At 53.8% G+C, this 26,870-nt stretch carries 25 protein-coding genes and 2 tRNA genes; 10 read left to right on the top strand and 17 right to left on the bottom strand.

What is annotated here, in order from left to right; translation table 11 throughout:
- The first annotated feature begins 5 nt into the window (after positions 1–5).
- Entirely contained in the window at positions 6–1,076 is a 1,071-nt protein-coding gene (gene dadX, locus E0E17_RS17005) for a catabolic alanine racemase DadX (RefSeq protein ID WP_130835178.1), read from the top strand.
- A 1-nt stretch (position 1,077) separates the two neighbouring features.
- On the opposite strand, the gene E0E17_RS17000 is transcribed toward dadX, so the two are convergent.
- From E0E17_RS17000 to E0E17_RS16985, 4 genes are all read right to left on the bottom strand, one after another.
- Complete coding sequence (locus E0E17_RS17000) at positions 1,078–2,268, bottom strand: multidrug effflux MFS transporter (protein ID WP_130835177.1); 1,191 nt, start codon at positions 2,266–2,268, stop codon at positions 1,078–1,080.
- Positions 2,269–2,391: 123 nt separating this feature from the next.
- A complete protein-coding gene (wbaP, locus tag E0E17_RS16995) occupies positions 2,392–3,858 on the bottom strand; it encodes an undecaprenyl-phosphate galactose phosphotransferase WbaP (RefSeq protein ID WP_130835176.1) in 1,467 nt (488 codons plus the stop codon).
- Between the two features lie 380 nt (positions 3,859–4,238).
- Complete coding sequence (locus tag E0E17_RS16990; protein WP_130835175.1) at positions 4,239–4,472, bottom strand: DUF1480 family protein; 234 nt, start codon at positions 4,470–4,472, stop codon at positions 4,239–4,241.
- A 76-nt stretch (positions 4,473–4,548) separates the two neighbouring features.
- Positions 4,549–6,276 carry a potassium/proton antiporter gene (locus E0E17_RS16985; RefSeq protein ID WP_130835174.1) on the bottom strand — a complete coding sequence of 576 codons (1,728 nt, stop codon included), beginning with the start codon at positions 6,274–6,276 and terminating at the stop codon, positions 4,549–4,551.
- A 245-nt stretch (positions 6,277–6,521) separates the two neighbouring features.
- On the opposite strand from E0E17_RS16985, the gene E0E17_RS16980 reads away from it, so the two are divergent.
- Positions 6,522–7,229, top strand: coding sequence for a phage antirepressor KilAC domain-containing protein (locus tag E0E17_RS16980; RefSeq protein WP_130835173.1), 708 nt, complete (start codon positions 6,522–6,524; stop codon positions 7,227–7,229).
- A 265-nt stretch (positions 7,230–7,494) separates the two neighbouring features.
- Here the strand turns inward: E0E17_RS16980 and E0E17_RS16975 are convergent, their stop codons facing one another.
- From E0E17_RS16975 to yeaG, 3 genes are all read right to left on the bottom strand, one after another.
- The gene (locus E0E17_RS16975; protein ID WP_130835172.1) at positions 7,495–7,779 is read right to left on the bottom strand and encodes a hypothetical protein; all 285 of its coding nucleotides are present in this window, start codon (positions 7,777–7,779) and stop codon (positions 7,495–7,497) included.
- Between the two features lie 144 nt (positions 7,780–7,923).
- Positions 7,924–9,204: a YeaH/YhbH family protein gene (locus tag E0E17_RS16970; protein WP_130835171.1), complete on the bottom strand. Its 1,281-nt coding sequence runs from the start codon at positions 9,202–9,204 to the stop codon at positions 7,924–7,926.
- Between the two features lie 91 nt (positions 9,205–9,295).
- A complete protein-coding gene (gene yeaG / locus E0E17_RS16965; RefSeq protein WP_130835170.1) occupies positions 9,296–11,230 on the bottom strand; it encodes a protein kinase YeaG in 1,935 nt (644 codons plus the stop codon).
- A gap of 407 nt (positions 11,231–11,637) precedes the next feature.
- On the opposite strand from yeaG, the gene E0E17_RS16960 reads away from it, so the two are divergent.
- A complete protein-coding gene (locus E0E17_RS16960; protein WP_130835169.1) occupies positions 11,638–12,387 on the top strand; it encodes a MipA/OmpV family protein in 750 nt (249 codons plus the stop codon).
- Positions 12,388–12,516: 129 nt separating this feature from the next.
- The gene (locus E0E17_RS16955; RefSeq protein ID WP_237680835.1) at positions 12,517–13,323 is read left to right on the top strand and encodes an aldo/keto reductase; all 807 of its coding nucleotides are present in this window, start codon (positions 12,517–12,519) and stop codon (positions 13,321–13,323) included.
- 24 nt (positions 13,324–13,347) lie between these two features.
- Here E0E17_RS16955 and E0E17_RS16950 read toward each other — a convergent pair whose 3' ends face one another.
- Together E0E17_RS16950 and gapA are read right to left on the bottom strand one after the other, a co-directional pair.
- On the bottom strand, positions 13,348–14,223 hold the full coding sequence (locus E0E17_RS16950; protein ID WP_130835167.1) for a D-hexose-6-phosphate mutarotase: 876 nt from the start codon (positions 14,221–14,223) through the stop codon (positions 13,348–13,350).
- 74 nt (positions 14,224–14,297) lie between these two features.
- Complete coding sequence (gene gapA, locus E0E17_RS16945) at positions 14,298–15,296, bottom strand: glyceraldehyde-3-phosphate dehydrogenase (protein WP_130835166.1); 999 nt, start codon at positions 15,294–15,296, stop codon at positions 14,298–14,300.
- A 344-nt stretch (positions 15,297–15,640) separates the two neighbouring features.
- Here gapA and msrB point away from each other — a divergent pair, with 344 nt between their 5' ends.
- Together msrB and E0E17_RS16935 are read left to right on the top strand one after the other, a co-directional pair.
- Positions 15,641–16,051: a peptide-methionine (R)-S-oxide reductase MsrB gene (msrB, locus tag E0E17_RS16940; RefSeq protein ID WP_130835165.1), complete on the top strand. Its 411-nt coding sequence runs from the start codon at positions 15,641–15,643 to the stop codon at positions 16,049–16,051.
- A 3-nt stretch (positions 16,052–16,054) separates the two neighbouring features.
- A complete protein-coding gene (locus tag E0E17_RS16935; protein WP_130835164.1) occupies positions 16,055–16,336 on the top strand; it encodes a YeaC family protein in 282 nt (93 codons plus the stop codon).
- A 36-nt stretch (positions 16,337–16,372) separates the two neighbouring features.
- On the opposite strand, the gene pncA is transcribed toward E0E17_RS16935, so the two are convergent.
- The 3 genes from pncA to sppA form a co-directional block, all read right to left on the bottom strand.
- Complete coding sequence (gene pncA / locus E0E17_RS16930) at positions 16,373–16,981, bottom strand: bifunctional nicotinamidase/pyrazinamidase (RefSeq protein ID WP_130835163.1); 609 nt, start codon at positions 16,979–16,981, stop codon at positions 16,373–16,375.
- A gap of 13 nt (positions 16,982–16,994) precedes the next feature.
- The gene (gene ansA, locus E0E17_RS16925; RefSeq protein ID WP_130835162.1) at positions 16,995–18,008 is read right to left on the bottom strand and encodes an asparaginase; all 1,014 of its coding nucleotides are present in this window, start codon (positions 18,006–18,008) and stop codon (positions 16,995–16,997) included.
- A gap of 83 nt (positions 18,009–18,091) precedes the next feature.
- Complete coding sequence (gene sppA, locus E0E17_RS16920) at positions 18,092–19,951, bottom strand: signal peptide peptidase SppA (RefSeq protein ID WP_130835161.1); 1,860 nt, start codon at positions 19,949–19,951, stop codon at positions 18,092–18,094.
- Positions 19,952–20,126: 175 nt separating this feature from the next.
- On the opposite strand from sppA, the gene E0E17_RS16915 reads away from it, so the two are divergent.
- From E0E17_RS16915 to E0E17_RS16905, 3 genes are all read left to right on the top strand, one after another.
- On the top strand, positions 20,127–20,678 hold the full coding sequence (locus E0E17_RS16915) for an NAD(P)H nitroreductase (protein ID WP_130835160.1): 552 nt from the start codon (positions 20,127–20,129) through the stop codon (positions 20,676–20,678).
- Between the two features lie 179 nt (positions 20,679–20,857).
- Positions 20,858–22,774, top strand: a complete 1,917-nt coding sequence (locus tag E0E17_RS16910; RefSeq protein WP_130835159.1) for a DNA topoisomerase III — start codon at positions 20,858–20,860, stop codon at positions 22,772–22,774.
- Positions 22,774–23,067: a YnjH family protein gene (locus E0E17_RS16905; RefSeq protein WP_130835158.1), complete on the top strand. Its 294-nt coding sequence runs from the start codon at positions 22,774–22,776 to the stop codon at positions 23,065–23,067. Before E0E17_RS16910 ends, E0E17_RS16905 begins: the two co-directional genes overlap by 1 nt.
- Before the next feature lie 31 nt (positions 23,068–23,098).
- Here the strand turns inward: E0E17_RS16905 and xthA are convergent, their stop codons facing one another.
- The 5 genes from xthA to E0E17_RS16880 form a co-directional block, all read right to left on the bottom strand.
- A complete protein-coding gene (gene xthA / locus E0E17_RS16900) occupies positions 23,099–23,905 on the bottom strand; it encodes an exodeoxyribonuclease III (protein WP_130835157.1) in 807 nt (268 codons plus the stop codon).
- A 201-nt stretch (positions 23,906–24,106) separates the two neighbouring features.
- Positions 24,107–24,191, bottom strand: a tRNA-Tyr gene (locus tag E0E17_RS16895).
- A gap of 46 nt (positions 24,192–24,237) precedes the next feature.
- A tRNA-Tyr gene (locus tag E0E17_RS16890) sits at positions 24,238–24,322 on the bottom strand.
- Between the two features lie 145 nt (positions 24,323–24,467).
- A complete protein-coding gene (purU, locus tag E0E17_RS16885; RefSeq protein WP_130835156.1) occupies positions 24,468–25,316 on the bottom strand; it encodes a formyltetrahydrofolate deformylase in 849 nt (282 codons plus the stop codon).
- A 55-nt stretch (positions 25,317–25,371) separates the two neighbouring features.
- On the bottom strand, positions 25,372–25,827 hold the full coding sequence (locus E0E17_RS16880; protein WP_130835155.1) for a YchJ family protein: 456 nt from the start codon (positions 25,825–25,827) through the stop codon (positions 25,372–25,374).
- Positions 25,828–25,924: 97 nt separating this feature from the next.
- Between E0E17_RS16880 and rssA the strand changes: the two genes are divergently transcribed.
- Entirely contained in the window at positions 25,925–26,830 is a 906-nt protein-coding gene (gene rssA / locus E0E17_RS16875) for a patatin-like phospholipase RssA (protein WP_130835154.1), read from the top strand.
- Positions 26,831–26,870 lie beyond the last annotated feature (40 nt).

Below are 26,870 nucleotides of genomic sequence, written 5' to 3'. Positions count from 1 at the left end.
GAAGTATGTCACGTCCAATTGTCGCAACCATTCATCAACAGGCGTTGCGGCAGAATCTGGCGATTGTACGCCAGGCAGCCCCGCATTCCCGCGTCTGGTCTGTTGTGAAAGCCAACGCGTACGGGCACGGTATTGCCCGTTGTTGGCAGAGTCTGGCGGAAACCGATGGCTTCGCCTTGCTTAACCTGGAGGAAGCGATCCTGTTGCGCGAGCAGGGCTGGAAAAAACCCATTCTGCTGCTGGAAGGCTTCTTTCACAGCGACGAGCTGGCTCTGCTCGATCGCTATCGCCTGACCACCAGTGTTCACAGTAACTGGCAAATTCATGCGCTGGCCAAAGCACAGTTAAACGCGCCGCTGGATATCTACCTGAAGGTGAACAGCGGCATGAACCGGCTCGGCTTTCGTCCCGAGCAGGTTTCGGCGGCCTGGAACAAACTGCGGTTGCTGGACAATGTGGGTGAGATGACGCTGATGGCGCATTTCGCGGATGCCGAGAAACCGGACGGGCTGATTGAGCCGCTGCGGCGCATCGAACAGGCTGCCGAAGGTCTCGACTGTCCGCGTTCGCTCTCCAATTCGGCGGCGACCCTCTGGCATCCGGAAGCGCATTACGACTGGGTACGTCCTGGCATCGTGCTGTATGGCGCCTCGCCGAGCGGGCAGTGGCAGGATATAGCCAGCACCGGTCTGAAGCCGGCAATGACGCTCAGCAGTGAGATTATTGCGATTCAGCAGCTGAGTGCCGGGGATGGAGTCGGTTACGGCTATCGCTATCATGCGACCGGCGAACAGCGTATCGGCGTCGTTGCCTGCGGCTATGCCGACGGTTATCCGCGCCATGCGCCCACTGGCACGCCAGTGATGGTTGACGGTGTGATGACCCGCACGCTGGGGGCGGTTTCTATGGATATGCTGATGGTCGATCTGACCCCATGCCCGCAGGCGGGTATCGGTTCGAAAGTGGAGCTGTGGGGCGAACAGGTCAAAATCGACGATGTCGCCCGGGCAGCAGGTACGGTGGGTTATGAGCTGATGTGCGCGCTCGCCCCACGCGTGCCGGTAGAAGTGATCTGAATCAGAGCGCGGTGACGGTGCCGCGCATCTTTTTACTGCAGCGCCAGGCGATAAATACCAGCGCCGAACCCACCAGCATCATCAGCGCCAGCGCAGTTTTTTCTGCAATCGGCAAGGCAACCATTAACAGACTGCCCGCCGCGCCCAGCGCCATTTGAATAAACCCCTGCAATGCCGACGCCACCCCTGCTTGTTGCTGATAAGGCTCAAGGGCGTAGCTGGTCGCCGGGCCGACGGTAAAGGCGAGACCAGCAACGGCGATCGCCACCGGGATCATATAGAGAGCCCAGTGGGTCTGCCACGCCAGCGGCAGCAGCGTCTCACCGCCAGCCAGCAGCAGGGCGCCGGTCAACATAGTAATAAATCCCATCCCCAGACAGAAAGGGCGGCCCGCTTTGCGAATGGTTTTATTGACGAAGGCGCTGACCGCAAGGATCCAGAATCCGTTCGCGCCAAAGGCGAAGGAGAACTGCACCGGCGACAATCCGCCTTCGATCATCAGAACCTGTGGGGCAAGAGAGACATAGGTTAGCACCATGCCCAGCGCGCCCGCATTGGCAAAGGCGAAGGCAAGGAAACGCGGCTGGCGCAAAATCGCGCCATACTGACGCAGCGGCAGCCCGACTACTTTCAGGGTATTGGCCGGGCGTGTCTCCGGCAGCCAGAAGAAAACTATCACCGTGATCAGCAGGGCATACGCCGCCAGAAACCAGAAAGGCGCACGCCAGTCATAAGCCTCCGCCAGTAACCCCCCCAGCAGCGGCGCCAGCGCGGGCACGATATTTAAAGCGCCATTCAGAAAACCATAGGCGCGTGCCGCTTCTTCCCCGTTCAGGCGATCGCGCACGCCACTGAACGCCACCACGGCGGTGCAACAGACGGCACAGCCCTGAATCAGGCGCGCCAGTAAGAAAATCGGCCAGAGGGTGGCGGTAGCGGCAACTACGCTGCCCAGGATATAGAGGGCAAGGCCAATTAATGCCACCGGTTTACGGCCAAAGTTATCTACCAGCGGACCGGTGACCAGCTGCCCGATACCCATCACCAGCAAAAACAGCGGAATGGTCGCCTGAATATTGGTCACGGGGGTAGAGAGTCCCTGCGCAATTTGCGGCAGGGTAGGTAAATAGAGATCGATGCCTAACGGCGCCAGCAGCACCAGACTAAGCAGAAGCAGGGTAAATTTTTGCATGTTATCCGGCAAACATCCTGTCAAAAGAGCGGAGAGAGTAATGATTCAGGGATAAAAAGGGAAGGGCAGCATACAAAAATGCGCTGCCGGCGCAACGGGCACCGGCAGCGTACGGATGATGAATCAGTAAGCGCCGTCGCGACGCAGTACCACGCCCGCAGTTTTAAACAGGATAGCGATGTCCGTCCACAGCGCCCAGTTTTTCACGTACCAGGAATCAAAATAGACGCGTGTGTCGTAATCGATATCGTTACGGCCGCTGACCTGCCACAGGCCGGTCATGCCCGGTTTCGCCATCAGATAATAATCCACGTCGCCAGCATAGCGCTCCAGTTCGGCTTCAATCACCGGACGCGGGCCGACCAGACTCATCTCGCCGCGGATCACGTTCCAGAGCTGAGGCAGTTCATCCAGGCTGGTTTTACGCAGGAAATTGCCGATTTTGGTGATGCGCGGGTCGTTTTTCAGTTTGAAATCACGATCCCATTCAGCCCGCGCCGCTTCACTGGTTGCCAGCAGATTTTGCAGCACTTCCTGTGAGTTAGTTACCATTGAGCGGAACTTCAGGCACTTAAATTTTTTGCCTTCGTGACCGACACGTTCATGACCATAGATTGCATTGCCGCCATCACGTTTTACCATCCAGCAGATCACGCCAAATACCGGGGCCAGAAACAGCAGCAGTAAAGACGCGACCACAATATCAAAAGCGCGCTTCAGGATACGGGAAGAACGCTTCGCCAGATTGTTGCTGACGCGCAAAATCATCACTTCATGGCTGAAGATAAATGACATATCTGTACCGTAAAGCGGCACGCCACGCAGCGTCGGAATGACCGAGATTGAGCGGCACTGCATTTTTGACAAAAACTTCAGCCATTTATCACGCGCCGACTGCTGTTCATACTCCATCGCCACGATGAACTGAGTATTATCCCGGTCCATGGTCTGCCAGTTAATATCTTTCCAGGTGATCACCGGCACGCCATTCAGGTTTTCAGGATGATTACCTTCATCAACGGCAATAAAGGCCTGCACGTTGTAGCCAAGAATCTCTTCGCTCTGCAACGCCGCATAAGCCTCCATGGCGTTTTTACCGGAACCGATAATAATGGTTTCCTTTTGCCACTGGCCCGCTTTATTAATCGCCCGTTTCACCAGGGCACGCATCAGCGGCAGCAACAGCAGCGCATAGCTCCAGCTGAAGCCCCAAATCAGGCGTGAGAAGTCCCATTTCGAAAAGGCGATCAGCGCCAGATCGAGCAGCGAAAAGACCACCAGCGTTTTAATAATCTCTTTCAGTTCAAACCAGAACGGTTTGCGATACGTATAGTGCCGCATACGCATCCAGAACCAGCCGGTGCACAGCAGCGACATAATAAATTGTGCTGTAAAACGGTAGCCAATCTGCTGCGGCGGAATAAAACTGTCCAGCTCTCCCCAAATACCCTGGACAGTTGCGGCAGATAAAAACAATGCCAGATTTAAAGCGATAAGATCTGAAACGCTCAGAGCAATTTTCGCAATAATATTTTTACGCAACCCGCTCCAGGAGCGGCTTGCATCATTCATTACCAATGTACTTGCCATAAAACCTGCTCTCTTTTCTTAAGTAAAAGATGGCCTGACCAGAATCAAGTACGCGCTCAGGTGTAATCGGCTGACAGAAAAAAACGTTTCTGTTTCAGCTTGCTACGAGTCAATGCTGCCATAAGCGCTGCACCAAAAGGATTGTCGGTGACGTGATTAACGTCACGAAAAGCTGCAGCAACGTTAAAGAGTATGCAGTAGATATTTGACTTAGTTAATATGGAAATAGTCTGAAAAGGACACTACAGATTAAAGTTACTCTTCTTTAATCTTTTGAAAAAAAAGGATAAATCAGGAGGGTAGAGAATTATAACAATAAATTTTAAGACTCTTTTTAGGAATTACCGCCAAACGTTCAGGAATGGCGGCAAAAACAAAAATCAGACCGCTTTTTTTAAAACCCAGCAATCATGCTCCTTATCATAGTGATCTAATGCCAGCTCCACCTGATTGCCGTCAATTTGTGCCGATATGCTGGTTTCACTATCCCAGCCATCCAGCTGACGAACCAAACCAGGATTAGTCTGGCAGGGAATGCGCACCGTCTGCAGGTTATCAACATCCATTTCTGCATCGACGATTTCATAAGGATTAATTTTAAGCACGTGACCCATTATTTCCTCCCGTAAGCTCTGGGCTAAATAGAAATCATAGTTGTTATGGGAGGAATATCGAGTTCACGCGTCAGGATTATTCCTTCTGTTCCGCTACACGCACGCCAATTTTAATAATGTTGTTATCCTCTTTTTCCGCTACCGTCCAGATTAAATGATTCCACTCTACCTGATCACCCACAACCGGGGTACTGCCTAACAGTCCCATAATCAGTTGCCCCAGCGACTGCAGGTCATTTGTCGCATCATTCAGTTCCAGCCCGTAGATTTGGGCGACGTCACGCAGGCGTGCATCGGCATCAAGAATAAAGTCCCCGAAGAAGCGCTGATCGAGCGACACCGGCGGCGTCTGGCTAAACATTTTCCCCAGCGCCGGCAAATCGCGTTCGCGTCCGATCACGCAGATCACATCCCCTTCTTTCAGGCGCGTATTGCCGCTGGGGTGCATCAGCGCATTGTCACGGAACAGGGCCGCAATGCGTGTCTCGCGCGGCATTTTCAGGTCGCGCAGCGCGGCGCCGATACACCATTTATCCGCGCTGAGCTGATAGACAAACTGTTCCCATGGGTTTTCCGGATGGATATCCAGTCCTACGCGGCTAATCGGCGAGGCCAGCGGCGGTACAATGACCCTGGCTTTCCGGGCGGCAAAACCCAGGGATGTGCCCTGCAGCATCAGAGAAACCAGCACGACAAAGAAGGCGATATTAAAATAGAGCGAGGCGTTTTCCAGACCCGCCATCATCGGGAATACCGCCAGAATAATCGGCACCGCGCCGCGCAGGCCAACCCAGCTGATAAAAAAGCGTTCGCGTCCATTAAACCCACGGAACGGCAGCAGTCCTATCAGAACAGAGAGAGGGCGGGCGATCAGGATCAGCCACAGGGACAGGATCATGGCCGGAACGGCAATGTGCCACAGGTCTGATGGCGTAACCAGCAGACCAAGGACGATAAACATGCCAATCTGGCTGAGCCAGGCCATACCGTCAAAGGTTTGCAGAATTCCATGGCGGTTGCGAATCGGCCGGTTACCTAACAGGAAACCACAAAGATAGACGGCCAGAATACCGCTTCCTTCCAGCACGGTAGTTAAGGCAAAAACCAGGATACCGCCGCTTACCGCCAGCAGTGGATATAAGCCATTCGCCAGCGAGATGCGGTTGATAAGTTGCTGTAATGCCCAGCCGCCGCCCAGACCCAGCACAATACCGAGACCAAATTGCTGTACCAGATGCACCAGGAACATCCAGCTCAATCCGGTTTGCCCCTGCTGGATCATCTCAATCAGGGTAATAGTCAGGAAGACCGCCATCGGATCATTACTGCCCGACTCGATCTCCAGCGTGGAGTTAACGCGTTCGTTAAGGCCTTTGTCGCCCAGCAGGGAGAAGACCGCCGCGGCGTCGGTGGAACCGATGATGGCGCCGATCAAAAATCCCTGCATCAAATCCAGCCGGAACAGCCAGGCGGCCGCCAGCCCGGTCAGACCGGCGGTGATTAACACGCCCACCGTAGCCAGCGAGAGCGCTGGCCCGAGCGCAACTTTAAAAGAGCTGGCTTTGGTGCGCATACCACCATCAAGCAAAATGACCGCCAGCGCCAGGTTAGAAACCAGATAGGCCAGTGGATAGTTGTCGAACGCAAAGCCGCCGATGCCATCAATACCCGTTAGCATCCCCAGTGCGAGAAAGATGACCAGAATTGGAATACCAAGGCGTGAGGAGAGGGAACTTAGCAGGATACTTGCTGCAACCAGCACAGAACCGATGATGAAAAGACTGTAAATCATGCTGGCATTCAAGACGCTTACTCCTGCGAGCTGAGGGTGATGGCTTAGAACAGTGTGTTGCATTAGCGCTTCACTTGTCAAAAGATAACGCTTAATCAACAGCTTGTCAGCGCTTATCACCACAAAATTCTTTTTGTTGTTACAACGTAGTTTTACCTAACTGGCTAAAAAAAACACTGGATATTTAAACAGGTGGCTGTATACTATTTCTACTGCCCAATCGGGTGAACGCTGTTGGTAAGTAAGTGGTGAAGCCTATGATGATTTCGACAGAAAACCTGAATTCGCTGAATCAATCGGTCACAATGAGCAGCCGTGAAATTGCCAAAATGACAGGCATAACCCACGGCGAAGTGAAACGTTTGATTAAAAGTCTTGAAACGGCGCAACGTCTTTCGCAGCCGCTGAACACCAGCGTCTATGAAATTGATGGTGAGATGCGCCAGGAGTATTGCCTGAATAAGCGTGATTCGCTGCTTGCTGTTGCACGCCTTTCTCCGGGTTTTACCGCCGAAGCTCTGGATCGCTGGCAGGAACGTGAGAAGCATACCAATCTGCCCGATTTTACCAATCCGGCGGCAGCGGCGCGTGCCTGGGCTGAACAGTTTGAACAGCGTCAGGCCGCTGAGCAGCAGCTGGCCCTGTCGGCCCCAAAGGCCGAGTTCTTTGACCGCTTCGTGCAGGTTGAAGAGTCGATGGGCTTTCGCCAGTTGTGCAAAATGCTCAAGGTAAAAGAGCCAGAGTTCCGCCAGTTCCTGCTGGAGCGCAATATTATGTATCGCGCTAATGGTGTACTGACGCCTCAGCAACACCATCTGCAGGCCGGCTACTTTACGCTGCGCGCGGGGGTGGGTGAAAATCTGCACGCCTTTTCGCAGGCGCGTTTTACCGCTAAAGGGGTAAAATGGGTAGCCAGTCTCTGGGCGGGCCATCTTGCCTCCCAGCCGAAAGGGGCTGCCGCCTGAAGCGCGGCAAGTCAGGTGCTCTGTTAAAAACCGGTGCTGTCACCGGTTTTTTATTGCCAGCTTAAAACCACGTCCTGCGGGCGTGGTCATCAATAAGTTTTTGGCTCTGCCTTAATAAGTTTTTGGCTCTGCCTTATCGTCTCTGGATTTGAATCTTACGGAACAGGCAGAGACTGCTTTTTAAGGTTTTTGGTACCCCTCTATGGGGTGCAATCAAAGCCGCCTTCTATGAAGACAGATTTTTACTGTGCGCGGCAGGCTGCTCTCAGTCATCGCCTTCAATGGGATAACCTGCCCGACGTATCGCTTCTTTACAGTCATTCACGCCACTGGCATAACCCGCTTCGATTTCGCACACCGGGCTGGCGCTGCAGTAAGGCAAAAGAACCGGCGGCGCAGTCAGCGCGGCAAGAGCGAAACAACAAGTGTAATAATCAAACCTCTCTTCTTCGCTTAATGCACACTGACGCGTCAGTTGTGTCTGGTAATCACTGATGCGTATCTGGAGTTTTTCTATCAGCTGCTGTTTTTCGGTGTCATTAATCGTCATCACTTTCTGCAGTCGCTTCCTGTTCTCGCGCTTGCACGGCGGCAACACCTTTTGCGCAGTGGGGTAGCGCAACCGGAAATAACAAAGCAGCCGTGCAGGCTGCTTTTGACTGGTTTATCCGGCGTTAAACGGCGCCAGGCAACGCTAACGTACATCCTCCGCCTGCTTGTGGAAGAGCTCTCGAAATACCGGATAGATATCTTCCGGCTCGCGAATATGCTGAATCGCAAAATTGTCGAATATGGTTTGCAGATGTTCATATTCGCGCCACAGGGTCTGATGCGCCCGCCGGGTGATTTCGATGTAGCTGTAGTAACGCACCACCGGCAAAATGTTTTTTGCCAGGATTTCATGACACAGCGGTGAATCGTCAGCCCAGTTATCACCGTCTGAGGCTTGCGCCGCATAGATGTTCCACTGTGCCGGGTCATAACGCTCTTTCACCACCTCATCCATCAGCTTCAGCGCACTGGAGACAATGGTGCCCCCGGTTTCCTGCGAGTAGAAAAACTCCTGCTCATCGACTTCTTTTGCCTGGGTATGGTGGCGAATATAGACCACCTCAACATTCTTATAGGTACGGCTGAGAAACAGATACAGCAAAATATAAAAGCGTTTTGCCATATCTTTGGTGGCCTGATCCATCGAGCCGGAGACGTCCATCAGACAGAACATCACTGCCTGGCTGGAGGGTTCCGGACGTTTCTCAAAGTTTTTGTAGCGCAAGTCAAAGGTGTCGATAAAGGGCACCCGCTCAATGCGCGCGCGTAGCTCGGCAATCTCCTTGCGTAAACGCTCTTCCTCCAGCAACTGCGCTGGTTCTGTGCTCTCAACCTCTTCCAGCTCCGCTTCCAGTTCATGCAGCATACGGCGTTTCCCCGCTGTCATCGCGGTACGGCGCGCCAGCGAGTTTTGTAACGAGCGTACCACGCTGATATTGGCGGGCACCCCGTTTGAGGTAAAGCCCGCACGGTGGGTTTTGTACTCATTTAACTGCCGGTGCTGATTTTTACGCAGGTTAGGCAGCGCCAGATCTTCAAACAGCAGATCGAGATATTCATCCCTGGAGATTTGAAAGACGAACTCATCCTGACCTTCACCATCCTGACTGGCGTTACCCTGACCGCTTCCGCCGCCACCGCCGCCACCTTGCGGGCGTTCAATACGGTCATTTTGTACAAAGTGATCGTTACCCGGATGCACACGATGGCGATTGCCGCCGCGCCCCTGATGGAAAATAGGTTCGTTAATGTCATCTACCGGAATAGAGACGGACTCACCGCTTTCCACATCGGTAACCGAACGCTTGTTGATGGCCTCGGAGATCGACTGCTTGATTTGCGACTTATAACGGCGCAAAAAGCGTTGTCGGTTGACCGCGCTTTTATTTTTGCCGTTGAGTCGCCGATCGATGAAATAGGCCATATGATTCCCCCAAACTACAGTGCAAGCCAGGCCGGGCATGCCCGGCCTGGGTTATCCGACACCCATGCGCCGGCCAGCTTACAGGTATGGATTATGACGATTTACGCACACGCAGATACCATTCGCACAGCAGGCGCACCTGCTTGCGGGTATAGCCTTTCTCCATCATGCGATCGACAAAATCGTCATGTTTCTTCTGTTCGTCCGTTGAGGTTTTAGTATTGAACGAAATCACCGGCAGTAACTCTTCGGTATTCGAGAACATTTTTTTCTCAATGACCGTGCGCAGTTTCTCATAGCTGGTCCAGTTCGGATTGCGTCCGTTGTTCTGAGCGCGGGCACGCAGCACAAAGTTCACAATTTCGTTTCGGAAATCTTTCGGGTTGCTAATCCCGGCAGGTTTCTCGATTTTCTCCAGCTCGGCATTCAGTGATTCGCGATCAAACAGCTGTCCGGTATCGGGATCTCGATACTCCTGATCCTGAATCCAGAAGTCAGCGTAGGTCACATAGCGGTCAAAAATGTTTTGTCCATATTCAGAGTAGGACTCCAGATAGGCGGTCTGAATCTCTTTGCCGATAAACTCCGCATATTTCGGGATCAGATAGCCTTTCAGGTGCTCAAGATATTTTTCTGCCTGTTCCTGCGGGAACTGCTCACGTTCAATCTGTTGTTCCAGCACATAAAACAGGTGTACCGGGTTAGCCGCGACCTCGGTATGATCAAAGTTAAACACGCGTGAAAGAATTTTAAAGGCGAAACGGGTAGAAAGACCGTTCATACCTTCATCAACGCCGGCGTAATCATGGTACTCCTGCCAGGATTTCGCTTTGGGATCGGTGTCTTTCAGGCTCTCCCCATCATAGACGCGCATTTTTGAATAGATGCTGGAGTTTTCCGGCTCTTTCAGACGCGACAGGATGGAGAAGCGCGCCAGGGTTTCCAGGGTACCCGGCGCACAGGGCGAAGTAGCCAGCTCACTGTGGTTCAGCAGCTTCTCGTAAATCTTGATCTCTTCAGAGACACGCAGGCAATAAGGCACTTTGACGATATAGACGCGGTCAAGGAACGCCTCATTGTTTTTATTATTACGGAACTGTACCCATTCTGATTCGTTGGAGTGCGCCAGAATAATACCGTTGAACGGCAGGGCGGAAATCCCTTCAGTACCGTTGTAGTTACCCTCCTGGGTGGCGGTCAGCAGCGGATGCAGCACCTTGATAGGCGCTTTAAACATCTCGACGAATTCCATAATGCCCTGGTTAGCCCGGCAGAGCGCACCGGAATAGCCGTAGGCGTCCGGATCGTTCTGAGCATGGTTCTCCAGTTTACGGATATCCACTTTACCTACCAGCGCGGAGATATCCTGGTTGTTTTCATCACCCGGTTCGGTTTTAGCGATCGCCAGCTGTTCCAGAATGGAAGGCCAGACTTTTACCACTTTAAAGCGGGTAATATCGCCGCCAAATTCATGCAGCCGTTTTGCTGCCCAGGGCGACATAATGGTGCCGAGATAGCGCCGCGGCACACCGTACTCCTTTTCAAGGATATGGGCATCTTCCTGAGGGTTAAACAGGCAGAGCGGGTGATCGTTGACCGGGCTGCGTTCCCCATCGGCACTCAGCACGTAGACAGGCACGCGCTGCATCAACGATTTCAGCCGTTCGGCCAGCGAGGATTTACCACCGCCCACCGGTCCGAGCAGATAGAGGATCTGTTTCTTCTCTTCCAGCCCCTGAGCGGCATGTTTCAGATAGGAGACGATCTGCTCAATCGCATCCTCCATACCATAAAACTCTTCAAAAGCCGGATAGCGTGCGATAACACGGTTAGAGAATAGTCTGGAAAGGCGTGGCTCCTGAGCCGTATCGACCATTACTGGCTCACCGATGGCCATCAACAGTCGCTCTGCGGCGTTAGCGTATGCACTGCGATCCTGCTTACAGATGGTAAGAAATTCCTGCAGTGTGAACTCTTCGTCCTTGGCAGCTTCATAACGCTGACGATAGTGATCGAATATATTCATAGCAATGCCCGTCCTTTCGTTTTTAGCACAGGTAAAGGAGCGTAATTCAGATGCTCATGCAGCTCCCGGAAGATATTCTCTTTTGAGTACAGCAACCCTTATGCCAACCTGACGATTTTATATCGGGATACACAATTGTTATGGTTACTCTGCTCGAACAAAAAGTCTCGTCTTACTTTTAACTGTAGAAGGCATTTAAGAATTTACCTCCGCGACACCTCCTTATTTAGCGATATATCAATAACAAAGTCAGATAAGCGCAGCCAGCGCGCTTGTGAGAGGAGCTCAGGCCTGCGGACGACTGATCGGCAAGGCCTTTGCTTTTTCGCTGATACCTTATAATGTAAACCCGATACCGAATTCGGTAGACTCAGCGGTGATTGTTATATTTATGGAATGAATAAATTGTGAACCAATTCAAACTTAAGGTCGTTGCTGCTTTTTTACCTGGCTGTTTTGCGGTGTGTGGCGTAGAAGCGGAACCGCTCTCCCTGGGAGCCTCGGTGATTTATGCCCAGTCTCCGTATCGGGGCGGCCAGGATCGCTATCTTCCCGTTCCGGTTATTAACTACGAAGGAGAAAAGTTCTGGTTGCGTAGTCTGCAGGGAGGCTATTACCTGTGGAAAGATTCGCAAAACCGCCTCTCGCTAACCCTGTCAGGTTCGCCGCAGCAGTACGATCCCGATGATAACGATTTGGGTGACATGAAAGAACTCGACAAGCGGCGTATGACATTAATGGGCGGCGTCAGTTACCGTCATGAAGCGGAGTGGGGCATCCTGCGTACCGGGCTGCTGGGCGATGTGCTGAACAACAGTAACGGTATCGTCTGGGATCTCGCCTGGCTCTATCGTCTCGACTTCGGGCAGTTCAGCGTGACGCCAGGCATTGGTGCCACATGGAACAGCGCAAATCAAAACCGCTATTACTATGGCGTGTCAGGACATGAGGCCGCTCGTACCGGTATCCGTGGTTACCGCCCCGATGACAGCTGGTCGCCCTATGTGGAGTTAAGCGTGAATTATCGCATTAACGCGCAGTGGAATGCTTCTCTGATCGGGCGCTATACCCGCTTTGATGATGAAATCAAAGACAGCCCGATGGTGGATAAAAGCGGTCAGACAGCCCTCTGGACAGGCATCAGCTACAGTTTCTGATCGCGTCAGGTCTGCATTAAAAGAGGGCAATTCTTGCCCTCTGCTTTTTTGACTGCCTCATGATGATGCAAGGAGAGGTTATGGCTCACAGCATTATTTTTTCCCGGAGAGTCGCAGCCGCTTCCGGCCATTGGCCAGGGCACCTGGTATATGGGAGAAAACCAGGCGCAACGTCAGCAGGAGGTGCGCGCGCTGCAGGTCGGACTGGAACAGGGTCTGAAAGTCATCGATACGGCAGAAATGTATGCGGATGGCGGCGCAGAAGAGGTGGTCGGCGCGGCGTTAAAAGGACGTCGCGACACTGCCTGGCTGGTATCCAAAGTCTACCCCTGGAATGCCGGAGAGGCAGAGGCAGGCAAAGCCTGCGAGCGCAGCCTGCGCCGTTTACAGACTGATTATCTCGATCTTTATCTGCTGCACTGGCGCGGCAACCTACCACTGGACGAGACCGTGCGAGCCATGGAAAAACTGCAGCAGCAGGGCAAAATCCGGCACTGGGGAGTGTCCAACCTCGACAGCGATGAGATGCAGCGCCTGTGGCAGTTACCGGGCGGGGAAGGCTGCGCCACGAATCAGGTGCTTTATCATCTGGCCTCGCGCGGCATTGAATATGATCTGTTGCCCTGGTGCCAGCAGCACCATCTGCCGTTGATGGCTTACTGTCCGCTGGCGCAGGCCGGGCGACTGCGGCACACCCTGATGAGCGACGCCACGCTGCGCGACATTGCACAACAAAGGGGCATTAGCGTAGCGCAGCTGCTGCTGGCCTGGGTGATTCGGCATCCCGGCGTGCTGGCAATTCCCAAAGCCAGCACTGTAGCGCATGTGGAAGAGAATGCCCGAGCCCTGACGATCGCTTTCAGCGCGGAGGAACTGGCCCGCATTGAGCAGGCGTTTCCGGCCCCGAGCGGCAAACAGCCGCTGGATGTGGTGTAACGGCGCAGAGCGCGCCGTAGAAACTCAGCTTTTTTTACGGATGCGGAAGGTGGTGGCCAGACGGGCAGGTTGTTCCCCGGCGCTGGTCATCGCCTGCGAAATACGCGCCGTTTCAACGCACACCATTGTTTTGTAACCTTCGTTCGCCATATCGCTCATGCTACAGGCCAGTTCGGCACCCGGGTTCCAGGTGACAACGTCACTGTGATAATGGTGATACACTTCTATGCAGCGTTGTCCGCCGTTATCGCTGATCAGCGAGCAATCTTCCGGGTGGGTAAAAATGCGATCGATACGGCCGGGGTAGGTCTGTTTGCCTGTCAGCTGGCCTTGCACGCCGTTGTTCACCTTATCGATAAAATCGGTGCCTAAGCCGCTGACCTCAACCTGACTGATATCCGCAACCTGGAAGTAGCTGTGCAGCGCGCCGGTAGCTTCAAAGTCGCCATGGGCTTCCAGCTCAATTTCACAGTGCTGACTCAGGCGGAAACGGGCAAACAGGGTAAAGTCATGGGGCCAGAGTTTTTTCGTCTGCGCGTTACTCTCCAGCACAAACGTCAGGATCACGCCCTCGTCATTTTCGTCATGGGCGGACAAAACCCAGGGCTGGGTGCGGGCAAAGCCATGAGACGGTTCTCCGGCCGGGCCGAACCAGGGCCAGCAGATGGGCACGCCTCCGCGAATCGCTTTGCCAGAGGCCAGCGGGGTTTTATCGCTCAGCCAGATCACCGGCTGCTCACCGCCTGGCTGCCAGGCTAACAGCTGCGCGCCCTGCAGCGCGACAGCCGCACGCAGGCGTGGATGATTAATCACCAGCACCGGCAATTCGCCCGCCTGGCGTCGGGAAAGGTAGGGGGAAAGTTGTTCGACAACGGGTAGCGAAAAAAGCTTATCTTGCATAAAAGACCCTCTTTTTAGCTGACCAGCATAAAAAAGGGCGACCTTAGTCGCCCTTGATTATTGCGTATGAATGCTTATTTAGAAGCAACCAGAGCAATCAGATCCAGTACTTTGTTAGAGTAACCGGTTTCGTTGTCATACCAGGAAACCAGTTTTACAAAGTTGTCGTTCAGTGCGATACCCGCTTTGGCATCGAACACGGAAGTCAGCACTTCGCCGTTGAAATCGGTAGAAACCAGCTCATCTTCGGTGTAGCCCAGCACGCCTTTCAGGTCGCCTTCAGACGCCGCTTTGATGGTTTCACAGATTTGCTGATAGGTAGCCGGTTTTTCCAGACGTACGGTCAGGTCAACCACAGACACGTTCGGGGTCGGTACGCGGAACGCCATACCTGTCAGTTTGCCGTTCAGTTCCGGCAGCACTTTACCTACCGCTTTTGCAGCACCGGTAGAAGACGGGATGATGTTCTGAGACGCGCCACGGCCGCCGCGCCAGTCTTTGTGAGACGGGCCATCAACGGTTTTCTGGGTTGCAGTGGTTGCGTGAACGGTGGTCATCAGACCTTCAACGATACCGAAGTTATCGTTGATCACTTTAGCCAGCGGTGCCAGGCAGTTAGTGGTGCAGGAAGCGTTGGAAACGATATCCTGGCCAGCATAAGTTTCAAAGTTAGCGCCACGTACGAACATCGGGGTCGCATCTTTAGACGGACCGGTCATCACGACTTTTTTCGCGCCAGCGGTGATGTGTTTACGTGCAGTTTCGTCGGTCAGGAAGATACCGGTTGCTTCAGCTACTACGTCTACACCGACTTCGTCCCACTTCAGGTTAGCCGGGTCTCTCTCAGCGGTAACACGGATTTTTTTGCCGTTAACGATCAGCGCGCCATCCTGCACTTCTACGGTGCCGTCGAAACGACCGTGAGTGGAGTCATACTTCAGCATGTAAGCCATGTAATCGGCATCGAGCAGATCGTTGATTGCAACGATTTCAATGTCAGAACGTTGTTGAGCAGCACGGAAAACAATGCGACCGATGCGGCCAAAACCGTTGATACCTACTTTGATAGTCATATATTCCACCAGCTATTTGTTAGTGAATAAAAGGTTGGCTGTAAAATTACAAAAACCTTACCAGGCGTCAAGCGGAATCGTGTCAATTATTGCGATAGCTCAATTCGCCAGCGCGGAATTATTCCAGTGCGCAGCCGCTTGCGCGTACAGATGTCGCCACGGATTTTTTTGCCTGGATCGCCGAATATAAAGGGATATGAGTTGTAAAAGGTGATCCGAGTCACAAAACTGCGCCGTGACGGACGGGGTTCAACGATAAGCACGAAAAACAACCCGGTTCTTGTTAGCCATTTGTTAGAATAGTAGTCGAATTTTCCAGAATAACACTCTCCGGGACCGTTAAAATGGCTAAAGAAACCACACCCGACGCGAAAATTGCCCAGCTGACAGAGATGCAGCGCTATGTGACGCAGCAGCGCGGCACCGAGCCGCCGTTTAGCGGGGCACTGTTGCATAACAAGCAGGAGGGCATTTATCACTGTCTGGTTTGTAATGCACCGCTGTTCCTTTCAGAAACCAAATACGATTCTGGCTGTGGCTGGCCAAGCTTTTATCAGCCGCTTAAGGACGATGCGATTCGCTATCTGGAAGATAATTCCCATGGTATGCAGCGCATTGAAATCCGCTGTGGCAACTGCGACGCGCATCTGGGACACGTTTTCCCCGATGGGCCACAGCCTACCGGCGAACGCTATTGCGTCAACTCCGCATCGCTGAGTTTCACCGATGAGAACGGCGCACAGGTAAAAGGATAAGCGATGAAACAGGAACTCGACGCCCTGCTGACGGCGATGACGCCTGAGGTTTACCAACGCCTCGCGACCGCCGTCGAAACCGGTAAATGGCCAGATGGCGTGGCACTGACGCCAGAGCAGCGGGAACACTGTCTGCAGCTGGTGATGCTGTGGCAGGCACAGCATAACGAGACGCCACAACATATGACTATCGCCAAAGGCGGTGAAATGGTGACGAAATCGAAACGGCAGTTAAAGGAAGAGTTCGGGATTGAACCGGACGTCACCCGCATTAATCTGCACTGAAAATGATACGGGCTGGCGTTGCGCCAGCCCCGGAGTTCAGATCACCACTGCGCCCTGTGCTGCCATCCGGGCGAAGGCGATTGCGCTGTCGTCGGCGTTAAGGTTGACGCCACGGCAGCCTGCGCGGATCACTTCAACCTGATAGCCCAGCTCCAGCGCATCCAGCACGCTATATTTCACGCAGTAATCGGTCGCCAGTCCCAGCATCACTAAATGGGTGATGGCATGTGCACGTAGCCAGCTGTCCAGGGCAGTTTGCCGCCGGTGGCCGTTATCAAAAAATGCGCTGTAGCTATCCACCTGCGCATCTTCCCCTTTATGAAAAACCGCATCGATCAGCGAGCGATCAAGCTCAGGATGAAAGTCAGCGCCAGCGGAGTGCTGGATAGCGTGATCGGGCCACCAGATTTGCGCCAGTCCATTCAGCTCGCCGCAGGTAAAGGCCGGTTCGCCTGACACTGAGGCGAAGCTGCCATGATTAGCAGGATGCCAGTCCTGCAGCGCCAGCACCGGCTCGCCACGGGCATGAAATTCCTGCGCATAGCGATTCGCTACAGCAACCACCTTGTCGCCTTCATGAACGCCCATGGCACCGCCGGGGCAGAAGTCATTCTGGATATCAATCAGTATCAGGGCCCGCTTCATGTTACGCTCCATTTTATCCGTCGGTGAGTTCACCACGCAGATTCTGCTGCATTCTGGCACGAATTTGTGCGCTATTAAGATCCTGGCTCAGCAAAAAATGCAATTTTGTCAGGGCGGCTTCCACCGTGAGATCGAAACCACTGATGACGCCAGCGTGCTCAAGGGCATTCCCCGTAGCGTAGCCGCCCATATTGACTTTGCCCGACATACATTGGGTCAGATTAACCACCACGATGCCGCGCTCGCAGGCCTGCTTCAGTTCCGCCAGAAACTCCGCATTTTGCGGCGCATTACCCACACCATAAGAGCGCAGAATCAGCGCTTTTACTGGCTGACGCAAAAAATTGCGCACCACATCAGCTGAAATGCCAGGATAGAGCGTCACCACGCCAATCGGCTGCGGCGTAATGGTATGCACCTTTAACGGCCCCGTTCCTTGCGGTGCTGCTGGCGTATTCAGCCGACGAATATGGATGCCCGCTTCCAGCAACGGCATCAGGTTCGGGGAGGCAAAGGCATTAAAGCCATCGGCATGAGCTTTAGTGGTACGGTTGCCGCGATATAAGCTGTTATTGAAAAACAGTGTCACCTCATTGACCGGGTAGTTGGCGGCCACATAAAGCGAATTAAGCAGGTTTTGCTGCCCATCTGAACGCAGTTCTGCCAGCGGGATTTGTGACCCTGTAACAATAACCGGCTTCGCCAGATTCTCCAGCATAAATGAGAGCGCAGAGGCGGTAAACGCCATGGTATCTGTGCCGTGCAGGATCACGAAGCCGTCATAATTGTCGTAGTTCTGACGGATATCTTCCGCGATGGCCTGCCAGTCTGCTGGCGTCATATCCGAGGAATCAATCAGCGGCTGATACTCGTGAATGGTAAACGCAGGCATTTCAGGGCGATGAAACTCCGGCATAGTTGCCAGCTGTTGCTGCAGATGGCCTGAAACCGGAATATAGCCCTGCGCAGAACGCTGCATACCGATGGTCCCACCCGTATAAGCAACGTAAATATTTTTCTTTTTCATGGAAAACTCAAGCTTGCCGTAAAAAGGCAGTATAAGAGGAAAGCGGGGGAAAAGCAGCCCGACCAGCGGCCGGGCTGTGCGCGCTATCGCACGTCGCCGCAGTTAAGACACAGGGCGTAGCGGTTTTGCGGATCGTTAAAGCTGTTAAATAAGCCAGGCTGCTGATTCAGCGTCACCAGTGCACTGCGCAGCGGCGACGGGAGCAGCGCTTTCAGCGTTTCTGGCAGCAGCGCGCTGGCGGAAAGATTCACTTTATTCAGCATCAGATCGATAAAACCGGGATCATCCTGATACCAGTTCAGCTGAGGCGTAGCAATTTTCGCCAGTTCGGCAGCTTTCTTCACCGCGTCATCAAAATCGCCCAGCGCATCAACCAGACCATTGGCTTTGGCATCACTGCCGGTCCAGACGCGTCCCTGCGCAATGGCATCGATCTGCGCCGGGGTTTTATGACGCGAGGCCGCCACCAGACCGATAAAATTACGGTAGCCATTTTCAATGCTGATCTGCATCATCTGCTGCACTTCCGGCGGCAGCGCTTTGGTTGCCGAGAGATCGGCCAGCGGCGAGGTGGCAACGCCATCGGTATGGACGCCCAGTGCATCCAGGCTCTTCTCCAGGGTATTAATCACGCCGAAGATGCCGATGGAGCCGGTAAGGGTGCTGGGGTTTGCCACAATATAATCTGCCGGTGTCGAGATCCAGTAGCCCCCGGACGCCGCCAGACCGCCCATGGAAACCACCACCGGTTTCCCTGCTGCGTGGGCGGCGGCCAGTTCTTCACGAATCGCTTCTGATGCCGTTACGCTGCCCCCCGGGCTGTTGACGCGCAAAATAATCGCTTTGATGCTGGCGTCCAGGCGCGCGTCGCGGATCTCCGCAGCGGTGGTATCGCCACCCACATTTCCGGGTGTTTCCTCACCATCCATAATGGCGCCGTTCGCCAGAATGACAGCGATGTTGCCATTGTTCTGCGACTGCTGCGGCTTAACCGGATAATCGTAAATACTGACGTTATGATAATCGTTATTCTGCTTATCCCAGCCAAACTGCTTAATCAGCAACTGATCAACGCTGGCGCGTGCCGCCAGTGCATCCACCAGCTTGTTGTTCAGCGCATATTGCGCCGTGTCACCCTGAACGGCCTGCAGACCGGCGATAATGCCCTGCGCGCCGGGGAACAGCTGTTCTGGCGTTAACTGCCGGTTAGCGGAAACGGTATTCAGGTAATTCTGCCACAGCTGGCCGACCCAGCGGCTGTCGGCGGCACGGGCCGCAGGGGACATATCATCACGCAGGAACGGCTCTACCGCCGATTTATAGGTGCCAACCCGGAAAACGTGCGAGGTCACCTTTAACTTTTCCAGCAGCGTCCTGTAATAGAGGCCGTTGGTGGCGAAGCCGTGCAGATCGACAGTACCCTGTGGCGACAGATAAATTTTGTTGGCGTAGCTGGCAAGATAATATTGCGCCTGGCTGTAACTGTCGCCCAGCGCATAGATCGGCTTGCCGCTGTCACGAAATTCGCGCAGCGCCTTACCAACATATTGCAGGGAAGGCTGATCGCCGCCGGCAAAATCGCGCAGATCCAGCACCATACCGGTGATGTTTTTATCATTTTTAGCCTGGCGTATGGCATCAACCACATCAAACAGCGAGTTCTCCTGCAGACGATCGCTGCTGGTGCCCAGCAACTGACGTCCCAGTTTGCTCAGTTTATGGCTGACGGAGGGTTTATCAACCAGCACACCAGTGAGGTCAACGCGTAATGCGCCTTGCTGCAGCGTAGAGGAGGAGTCTGAACCGCTGATCTGCAACCAGATCCCTACACCGACCAGTACCAACAAAATCAAAAACAGATTGAGAATAAATTCCCTGATGAAATTCAGCACCCGCCAGGACCATTTAAACAGTCCTGCGATGATTCGCCACAATGTGCGCATAGTATCTCCGTATTCACTTAACTGAGGTGACACGCCCTGACAGGCCGCACCTCGTTCACGCCATCATCCTAAAGAGCAGCGTAGTAAAAGTCAGCAGGAAATCACGCTGCACTGTTACAAAAAAAACGCTTGTGCCAGGATTAAAGAAAATGCGCTGTACTATCAGGAGATAAAAATGGATGCACTTGAATTACTGGTTAATCGTCGTTCCGCATCACGCTTAGCGGCCCCGGCTCCCGCTGGCGAAGCACTGGAGAACATTTTGCGTGCCGGTATGCGTGCGCCCGATCACGGCACTTTGCAGCCCTGGCGCTTCATTATTATTGAGAACGACGGACGTGAACGCTTCAGTCAGCTGCTGGAGCAGGCGGCGCGCGAAGATGGTCTGGATGAGAAAGCCATTGAAAAAGCCACCCAGTCGCCTTTCCGCGCCCCGATGATTATTACCGTGGTTGCACACTGCGAGGCGCATCCCAAGGTGCCGCGCTGGGAGCAGGTGGTGTCAGCTGGCTGTGCCGTGATGGCGATGCAGATGGCGGCGCTGGCGCAGGGCTTTAACGGTATCTGGCGCAGCGGTCCCTGGACCGATCATGAAAAAGTGCGCGCGGCGTTTAACTGTCGCGAACAGGATGCGATTGTCGGCTTCCTCTATCTGGGCACGCCGCAGCTGAAATCGAGCACCACGGTATTGCCGCCCGACACCCGCTCCTTTGTCAGTTATTTCTGACCGACTTTTCATCACGCTGCCGGCAGGGCGGCAAGGGCTGACCCTGCTGATTGATGGCGCATTGTGCGAAAGATCGAGAACCTCTCTGCCAGTGCTTACGCCATTCTTCCTGCCAGGCTAACATAGCGCCATCACCGTGCATTACCCTTATTGCCTGAAGTAAAGGATTATCACCATCCATGCGTTTGTTTATTGCGGAAAAGCCCAGTCTGGGGCGTGCTATTGCTGATGTCTTACCCAAACCGCACCGGCGTGGAGAGGGCTATATCGCCTGTGGCGATGACCAGGTCGTGACCTGGTGCGTGGGGCATTTACTGGAGCAGGCTCAACCGGACAGCTACGACAGCCGCTATGCGCGCTGGTCACTGGCCGATCTGCCGATCATCCCGGATAAATGGCGCTTACAGCCGCGCCCCTCAGTGGCAAAACAGCTGAAGGTGATTGAGGGCCTGCTGAAAAAGGCCAGCGAAATTGTCCATGCAGGAGACCCGGATCGTGAGGGGCAATTGCTGGTGGATGAAGTGCTCGATTATCTGCAGCTTCCTGCGGCAAAGCGCGAAAAAGTGCAGCGCTGCCTGATTAACGATCTCAACCCCCAGGCGGTTGAGCGTGCCGTCAGTCGGATGCGTGAGAATCGCGAGTTTATTCCTCTTTGTGTCTCTGCGCTGGCGCGGGCGCGCGCCGACTGGCTTTACGGGATCAATATGACCCGTGCCTGGACCCTGCTGGGGCGTAATGCTGGGTACGATGGGGTGCTGTCCGTGGGCCGGGTACAGACGCCGGTGCTCGGGCTGGTGGTGCGCCGGGATGAGGAGATCGAAAACTTTATTCCCAAAGATTATTTTGAGGTTAAAGCGCATATCGTCACGCCAAAGCAGGAGCGTTTTATCGCCTCCTGGATCCCCAGTGAAGCGTGCGAGCCCTGGCAGGATGAGGAAGGGCGTCTGCTGCACCGTCCGCTGGCCGACCATGTGGTTGAACGTATTAACGGCAAACCGGCCCAGGTCACCGGTTACAACGATAAGCGGGAGAATGAAATTGCCCCTTTGCCGTTCTCGCTTTCCAGCCTGCAGATCGAGGCGGCGAAACGTTACGGTCTCAGCGCGCAAACGGTGCTGGACACCTGTCAGCGCCTGTATGAAACCCATAAGCTGATCACCTATCCGCGCTCCGATTGCCGCTATCTGCCGGAAGAGCACTATGCGGGCCGTCATGCGGTGCTGAAAGCCATCCAGGCGCATCAGCGCGATCTGGCGCTGCCTGCCGACTTTAACCCGCAGCAGAAAAATCGCTGCTGGGATGACAAGAAAGTGGATGCACACCATGCCATTATTCCCACCGCGCGCAGCAGCAGCGCTAATCTGACGGAAAATGAAGCGCGAATTTATGCGCTGATTGCCCGCCAGTATCTGATGCAGTTTTGCCCGGATGCGGTATTCCGCAAATGCGTGATCGAGCTCGATATCGCTGGCGGTAAGTTTGTGGCCAAAGCGCGTTTTCTTGCCGAAGCGGGCTGGCGCGCACTGTTGGGTAATAAAGAGCGCGATGAAGAGAATGAGGGTACGCCTTTACCAGTGGTGGCAAAAGGAGATGAACTCCTCTGTGAACGGGGGGAGGTGGTGGAAAAGCAAACGCAGCCGCCCCGGCACTTCACTGATGCTACGCTGCTCTCGGCCATGACCGGCATCGCCCGTTTTGTTCAGGATAAAGAGCTAAAGAAAGTGCTGCGTGCAACCGATGGTTTAGGAACGGAAGCCACGCGTGCGGGAATTATTGAACTGCTTTTCCGCCGCACCTTTCTGGTGAAAAAAGGGCGCTATATTCACGCCAGCGAAGCAGGGCGCGCGCTTATCCACTCGCTGCCGGAAATGGCGGCACGCCCGGATATGACGGCGCACTGGGAATCGACCCTGACGCGTATCAGTGAAAAAGCGTGTCGCTATGATGATTTTATGCAGCCGCTGGTGTCCACCCTGACCGATTTGATTCATCAGGCGCGCCAGCAACCCACTGCGCGCGCGTTTCACGGACTGCCTGCCGCCAGGCAGAAGCGGGCAGGCAAATCAGCCAGACGCAAGATCAAGGAGACCGAATAATGGGATACAAATACGCAGCGATACTGATCTTAACCTTACTCGCGACATCCACGCAGGCGGGGCGACATCAGGAAGAAGTGAGCAGCAGCACGCCGGATGTGATGGTAGAGATGCCTGCCGAAGTCTGGTCGCAGGGGCAGAACCGACAGGTTAACTGCCCGCGCTGCTGCATCTATGAAAATCGCAGCTACACGGAAGGGGCAGTGGTCAGGGCGGAAGGGGTGCTGCTGCAGTGCGCACGCGATGAACAGTCGCTGGGCACCAATAACCTGATCTGGAAAATTGTGCGCTAAACAGCAGCGTGGCATAGCGCCACGCCGTCATTCAGAAGGCGAACGTCGACCAGATCGGCGCATGGTCAGAAGGTTTTTCCATGGCGCGAATATCGTAGTCAATACCGCTCTCTGTACAGCAGGCGGCGAGAGAGTGGCTGGCGAGGATCAGATCGATGCGCAGACCGCGGTTGTCATCAAAACCTTTAGAGCGGTAATCGAACCAGGAGAAGCGATCCGTGGTGTGCGGATGCTGCGCGCGCCAGGTATCAACCAGTCCCCAGCCTAGCAGGCGATCCATCCACTCACGCTCTTCCGGCAGGAAAGAACATTTCCCGCTGCGCAGCCAGCGTTTACGGCTCTCTTCACCGATACCGATATCGCTGTCGGTGGTACTGATATTCATATCGCCCATAATCAGCACCGGTTTATCAGCTGTCAGATGTTCGGTCAGATAGCTTTGCAGATCCTGATAAAACTTCGCTTTTGCCGGGAATTTTGTCGGATGGTCACGGCTCTCGCCCTGCGGGAAATAGCCATTGATGACGGTAATATCCCCCATCGGACTGGGAATTTCCGCCATGATAAGGCGACGCTGCGCTTCTTCGCTGTCACCAGGAAAACCACGCCGTACCATCACCGGTGTCGCTTTCGTTAACAGCGCGACGCCATAGTGGCCTTTTTGCCCATGGTAGAAAACGTTGTAGCCCAGTTTGCTTACCTCTTCGAGCGGAAACATATCATCGTGGACTTTGGTTTCCTGCAGGCCAATAACGTCGGGCTGATGCTGTTCGACAAGTGCTTCAAGTTGATGAGGGCGTGCGCGCAACCCGTTGATATTAAATGAAACAAATTTCATATGGCCAGTCACTGTCGGAAAAAAGAGTGGCAGGATGGTAGCGGTTTTCCGCAGAAAAGTCATCGACTGGGTTGCGGGAAAAGTAAGGCGTTGTCTCGCGTTGCCCGATACTAACCTTATCGAAGGTTCTCATCCTTCTCCATCAGCTATATGCAGGCAGAGAGAACATATTGGGACGTGGGACAGGGAGTTATCTCAGGATGGTGGTGGGAGAAGGATTCGAACCTTCGAAGTCTGTGACGGCAGATTTACAGTCTGCTCCCTTTGGCCGCTCGGGAATCCCACCAGGGATATTATTGCTATGCGGATGCGAACAGGGGAATGAATTCAGATGGTGGTGGGAGAAGGATTCGAACCTTCGAAGTCTGTGACGGCAGATTTACAGTCTGCTCCCTTTGGCCGCTCGGGAATCCCACCACTGGCCTGAATCATTATGCCTGAAAGCGGGCGCATCATACCAAATGAAACCAGGGTGTAAAGCACTGAAAAGAAAATAGTGACCTGTTTGTCCACTTTTTGCCCGGGGCGCTGCATTGTCAGACAATGTCGCGCCCCGGAAAGATTACAAAATGATCGTCCGGTTGCCGTAAACAAACACGCGCTGGCCCAGCACCTTATACAGTGCGCGGCTCAGCACGTTTTTCTCTACGTCACGTCCGGCACGCATCATCTCTTCTGCGGTATAGCTGTGATCGACATTAATCACGTCCTGCATGATGATCGGACCTTCATCCAGATTATCGTTCACATAGTGCGCCGTCGCGCCGATAATTTTAACGCCACGCTCATAAGCCTGATGATAAGGGCGAGCACCAATAAAGGCTGGCAGGAAGGAGTGATGAATATTAATAATCTGGTTCGGGTAGCGCTGCACAAAGGCGGGCGTTAACACGCGCATGTATTTAGCCAGCACCACGTAATCGGGCTGGTAACGGTCAATTTCATCGGCCATTTTATTATCGTGCTCTTCGCGCGACAGGCCTTCATGGCTGACCAGCACAAAAGGAATATCAAAGCGCTCAACCAGCGAACGTAAGGTATCGTGGTTGCCGATCACGGCAGCAATTTCCATATCCAGACCGCCAAAGCTGCTTTTCATCAGCAGATCGCCCAGGCAGTGCGCCTCTTTGGTTACCAGAATCACCACGCGACGACGACCCGCGCTGTTCAGTTCACGCACCGAGCCCGCAGGCAAGGCGCTGTCCAGATCCGCCAGCAAGGTAGTGTCGTTGAAAATTCCTTCCAGTTCTGTGCGCATGAAGAAGCGGCCCGTACGATGATCAACAAATTCATTGTTTTGCACGATATTCAGTTCGTGTTTGTAACAAATGTTAGTGATTTTTGCGATCAACCCTTTCGCGTCAGGGCAAATGGTTCGTAAAACTTTTCTTTGTATAGTTTGCGCTTGCATCTCGATCAGAGTCCTGTCAAAGCAATAATGGTAGTGCCGTTGGGCAAAGGAGGCCTTAGCCACAACATTTTTTGTATTTCTTCCCGGAGCCACAGGGACAGCGATCATTTCGCCCCACTTCAGGCGAGGTACCATCAACATAGTACCAGCGTTGATCCTCACGAAGAAAGCGCGAACGCTCATACAAAGCCGCGGGACGCTCTTTTTCGAGGTATCGCGCAAAAAAAGTTACAAAAGCTTCATTCTCTTGGCTTCCATGATTACAACAGGTTACAGTCAACCCCAGCCATTGCGTATCGTGAAAACTTTCAGATAATAACTGTTCCATCTCCGGTACGCGCTGGCCGGGATACCAGGTAGAAACCAGATAAGCCGCCTTTTTCTGCACATAAGCGGTATAGCGGGAGCGCATCAGCGCCTCTGCACTGACAGGCAGCTCAGCACCGGAAAGATAGGGTTCACAACATAGGCTATACTGCTTTCCGCTGCAGCATGGGCATTTTTCTGACACATTCGCTCCTGTGAGTAGTAAAGTTACGTACTATTGCGGCTATGGTAGCGGACTCGGTGTAGTGACGCTACGTGTTGCAGCCGACACCAGAGGTAAAATGAGACAGGTTAAAATTGGACTGGCACTGGGATCGGGTGCCGCCAAAGGATGGGCACATATCGGTGTGATCGCTGCACTGGAGCGTGCGGGGATTGAAATCGATGTGGTTGCTGGCTGTTCCGTCGGCGCGCTGGTAGGCGCGGCTTACGTCAACGGACGCCTCGATCCCATGGAAAAATGGGTTAAAGCTTTCCGCTATTGGGATGTTATCCGCCTGATGGATCTCTCCTGGCAACGTGGTGGCCTGTTACGCGGCGAACGCGTATTCAACCATGTGCGTCAACTGATTCCTCATGACAACCTTGAAGCGTGCGATAAACCCTTTGGGGTTGTAGCCACCAATCTCAGTACCGGACGTGAGCTGTGGCTCACCGAAGGAGACCTGCACCAGGCGGTACGCGCGTCCTGCAGTATGCCAGGCTTATTGCCGCCAGTTGGCTACAATGGTTATTGGCTTGTCGATGGTGCTGTCGTTAATCCTGTGCCCATTTCACTGACGCGCGCGCTGGGTGCCGATATCGTGATTGCTGTTGACCTGCAGCACGATGCGCATCTGATGCAGCAGGATCTCCTCTCCGTGACTCCACAGAGTGATGAAGAGGCCGCAACGGCCGCGGCGTTCAGCTGGGGGAAAAAGATCCGCCAGCGGCTGACTGGCTTAACACAACGCCGCGTTTATCAAACCCCTGGAGCGATGGAAATCATGACCACTTCGATTCAGGTACTGGAAAATCGCCTGAAACGCAACCGTATGGCAGGCGACCCACCCGATGTGCTTATTCAGCCTTTTTGTCCGCAAATCTCGACGCTGGACTTTCATCGTGCTGAAGAGGCGATCGCGGCTGGCATGGCTGCCGTTGAGAAAAAAATGGATGAACTATTACCGCTGGTCCGTAACAGATAAACAGGTTGTTCATTCACGGAGATTTGTTCAGTTGATTCTG

Source organism: [Erwinia] mediterraneensis, from assembly GCF_900604315.1.
GTDB classification, from domain to species: Bacteria; Pseudomonadota; Gammaproteobacteria; order Enterobacterales; family Enterobacteriaceae; genus Pantoea; species Pantoea mediterraneensis_A.
The sequence above is the reverse complement of the archived record's forward strand: the minus strand, read 5'-3'. Positions and strand labels throughout refer to the sequence as shown.